The following is a 3,685-nucleotide window of genomic DNA, read 5'->3' as shown; positions in this document are numbered from 1 at the left end:
TAGAACGTGCGCTAAACGCCAGACCTAGAAAGTGCCTAGGTTACAAACAGCCTGTCGTTGTGTTTAACGAATTACGCAATGCGGCCTAATTTAGCGAGTGGTGCACTTCGGGGTTGAATTCGCGGGTTTTTAATTGGAGTAATTATATTTTTTTTGGACTTCATGAAATTTGATACAGAAAATATAAAATGGCTGTTAGCTGTAGTGGTTGGTGAATTTATAATTGCCTTTATTTTCTTATCAAGTAAAGTTGGTGGTTTTAAGTAATTACTAACAATTCAATTGCTTAAGTCCGATACTGGTTAGTATCGGACTAATCTCCCGATTCGAAAGTTAATATGCTCTTACTAATAACTCTCATTTAGGAACTAAAACATCCCCTTATACCTAGATAAATCTTTTTAATTAATAGAGTCTAATTTCCCAAGATTCTATTTTACAGTTGATTTAACATAACATGTTAATTGCATAAATGGGCATTTACACAAGTTTATTTTGGATGTATAAATGTACAGTGCTTATGGTTTCGTATGAATTTAAATTATGAACAGCAGATTGGAAAAGATTATCGATTTAAAACAGCCTCAATTACCGGCTACCAAGATTAAACAAAAATTAAATGAGATTTATGTAAACCCTAAATGTCCGATATTCAATTATGTTAACTCTTTGGCGGCGGATACATCCAAAGAGACCGTCACTCGATGTTTGCAAGCAATTGCAAAACATACCGGCTACCCAGATTTTTATGAAATTAATTGGGCAGAAATTACTTCAACTGATTTGAATAGCCTTATCCATAACCTAAAAGCCAAGGAGCTATCTCCAAAAACGATTTCATTATATGTTTCCGTTGTAAAGGGTGTATGTGAGCATGCCTATTTGTTAGGACAGATTTCTAGATTGCAGCTAGATGGTATTCTAAAAGTGAAAGGAGAAACCGGCTCTAGAATTAAAAAACATCAGGTAATTTCTCGTTCTAGTTTCCAAGTGCTTTTGGAGAGAATAGCAAGCTCAAACCCAACTAATAGAAATAAAATGCTTAGAGATTTGGCGCTTTTTCATATTTTAATTGGTACCGGGTTAAGAAGAAGTGAGTTGGCCACAATAGAGATTTCATCATTAGTCTTAGAGCTTAGTAGCGAAGATAGAGTCACAATAAACACTCAGTATTTGAAGATTATTGGTAAAGGTAATAAGGAAAGATATGTTGCGATCCACCCTATTACAAAACTTGCTTTGGAAGACTGGTTGAATGTTCGAGGCATAATGCCTGGCCCGTTATTTGTCAAAGTATCACATAGTGGAAATATTGATGTTGAAAATAGTAAGCCTTTATCTGGCAGCGCTATTTATGAGCTTTGTAAAATATATAACACAGTTGCTCCCCATTCTCTAAGACGATCATACGCGACCTGGCTGGATGAAAAAGGCGTAAAGATAAGCAGAATTAGTAAACTGCTTGGTCATTCTAAAGAAGTTACAACTGCAATGTATATTGTAGATGAAGATTCAAAGGCATTTGAGGATGTGTTGAATAATTTGTTTTGAGATCTAAAATTTTGTTTCTACTGCCGTTTATATCAAAAAACATTGATTTTTAAGGTTTTATCGATTTATAAAAAGTGACTGAAATCAACATAAATTTTTGTTCATTTTAAATTTATCTTTTTTTGTTAGAATATAGAGTAGTGAACTTACAAGAACAACTAAACATGGCTGATACATATTTTAAAAATCTAGATGATGACTCAAAGAAAAAATACGTCTCACAAGTTTTAGAGCGCTGCAAGCAAGTGTGGGGGGTTGATGAATTATATGAAATTGAAGATGAAAGTGGACGAAGAGCTTTAGGACATAATGCGAGCACTATGAAAATGTGGTTTAGCCGCCCTTCTATGCCATGGGATTTTATTTTAACTACAGCGATTAGAAGAAATGTAAGTCTAGACTACCTTCTTCTGAACATAAATGAAAACACAAATTTAGAAGATGTTAGACCTGAAGAACTTCTTGAAACTGTAAATAAAGTAGTTGCAAGTTCGTTAGAAGAAAGTGCTGATTACGGAATTATTGACCCTACTTTTGTTCCAACAATTACTAAGAAGATTAAAACGTCATTAGAAGGTGCTTTAACAATTAAAGCCAAACCCTCCAAATCAGCCTAGCAAAGTAAAATTAGCAAGAAAATGGCCAGAAAGACCTTGGCCATTTTTAATCCGACAGGCGTAAAAGCAATTTTTCCGTAAAAAGAAGTTTTACTTTAGTAATAAAAGTTGGTGCTAGAAATGCACTAAGTAATATCAAGTCGTTTATATTTACAGTAATAGAGTAAAAAAAGCCTAAATAAGGGTTAAGGGAATTTTGCGTAATATAATTTAACATCAAAATTAGGTGCAAGACTGAATTTATCAAAAAGATACACATTGTGATTACTGAAGCATCTGAGTATCCTTTACCCTTTCTTATAAAAGGAAATAATAAGGCAATGATAAGCGCTGTAATGCTATCAAAAAGAGAGAACATCAAATACATATTGACTACACCATCTATAAAACTACCCGCTTCTCTTAAGTACTCTAGAGCCATTAAATAATCAGTTGATAAATAGGATATTGTAACGAATGTTACTAAACACATGTGTGAGAATGATGTTTTTTTAAAGTAGGCTTTAATGATAGTTAGGCAGAAAACCACAAAAAGTAAGCCTGAAAAGCTCATCAAGTATTTAAAAAAGAAGTCACTAGCTCCTGCAGTAAATAACTTGTTATAAGAAACTACAAATGCATTTATATGTTCCATATTAAGCTCTGCGTTTGTAGCTGGCTAAATTAACAACATTTTTAAGCTCTATCTTGGATGCATAGGCAGGGGTAATACTACTCTTTTGAGGAAAGCCTTCTATTCCAGCAAGTTCAGCTTTAATTTCTTGAATTCTACGGAAGGCAGCAGAACGCTCATCATTAACTGGCAGCCCTTTCATGTAGATCTCCAGTTGAATTGACTCTTGAACCAACTTTCTGACGCGCTGCGCTATTGCAAGAGAACGAATAAATTCACGCTTTAAGAATACAGATAAAGAAATCACCCAAAATATGAAGCAAAATAATAAGCTCATTAAGGCTATAGGTGAGGCTCCCATACAAACATCCAACTCTAACTACTACATCGAATTTAATAATAATGTACTGAGAGTTTACCAGCAATAGTCCTTTATTATTGCTTTTATGTGACCAACTGTCATCTTTTGCCTGCGTATTTGAGGAGAAGAATTTACATCTGTTTAGATGAAAAGGAGTCATAGTGTGGCGAAAATAGCACTAAAAACGGCATTAGCTTCATTAAAAAGAAACAAAGCCCAGTACGCGGGTTATTTTACATTTCACTTTGTATTTCATTATCTATTTTAAGTTGCAGCTTGAATTCATATTTTCGATACGGCATGAGTTTGCCACTTGAATTTTACACACCCTTAATCATTACTTTGATATTGCCTCTATTGAGCTCAAAGCAAGGAACTGTGCGTTTCGGCCCTGTAAAATTGTTTAATTCTGGAAAAGGGGTTTTGCGCCCATCCCCTCGAAATTAACCTTAGCTTGAATTTTCACGCTTAGAGTAACTTTTCGTACCATTGGACTTCACCCCTTGAATAACACAGTTTGTATTATTTAGCCCATCCCCTCGA

4 protein-coding genes are annotated in these 3,685 nt (G+C 34.4%); 2 read left to right on the top strand and 2 right to left on the bottom strand.

The window, feature by feature from the left end; genetic code table 11:
* Positions 1-555: 555 nt before the first annotated feature.
* On the top strand, positions 556-1,551 hold the full coding sequence (locus L1266_RS21975; protein ID WP_175083356.1) for a tyrosine-type recombinase/integrase: 996 nt from the start codon (positions 556-558) through the stop codon (positions 1,549-1,551).
* Positions 1,552-1,715: 164 nt separating this feature from the next.
* Positions 1,716-2,168: a hypothetical protein gene (locus tag L1266_RS21970; protein ID WP_055022342.1), complete on the top strand. Its 453-nt coding sequence runs from the start codon at positions 1,716-1,718 to the stop codon at positions 2,166-2,168.
* A 46-nt stretch (positions 2,169-2,214) separates the two neighbouring features.
* Here the strand turns inward: L1266_RS21970 and L1266_RS21965 are convergent, their stop codons facing one another.
* Together L1266_RS21965 and L1266_RS21960 are read right to left on the bottom strand one after the other, a co-directional pair.
* Positions 2,215-2,802, bottom strand: a complete 588-nt coding sequence (locus tag L1266_RS21965; protein ID WP_055022341.1) for a hypothetical protein — start codon at positions 2,800-2,802, stop codon at positions 2,215-2,217.
* Between the two features lies 1 nt (position 2,803).
* A complete protein-coding gene (locus L1266_RS21960; protein WP_235374233.1) occupies positions 2,804-3,118 on the bottom strand; it encodes a hypothetical protein in 315 nt (104 codons plus the stop codon).
* Positions 3,119-3,685: the final 567 nt, after the last annotated feature.

This window comes from Pseudoalteromonas sp. Cn5-37 (assembly GCF_021532495.1).
Classification (GTDB): domain Bacteria; phylum Pseudomonadota; class Gammaproteobacteria; order Enterobacterales; family Alteromonadaceae; genus Pseudoalteromonas; species Pseudoalteromonas simplex.
The sequence above is the reverse complement of the archived record's forward strand: the minus strand, read 5'-3'. Positions and strand labels throughout refer to the sequence as shown.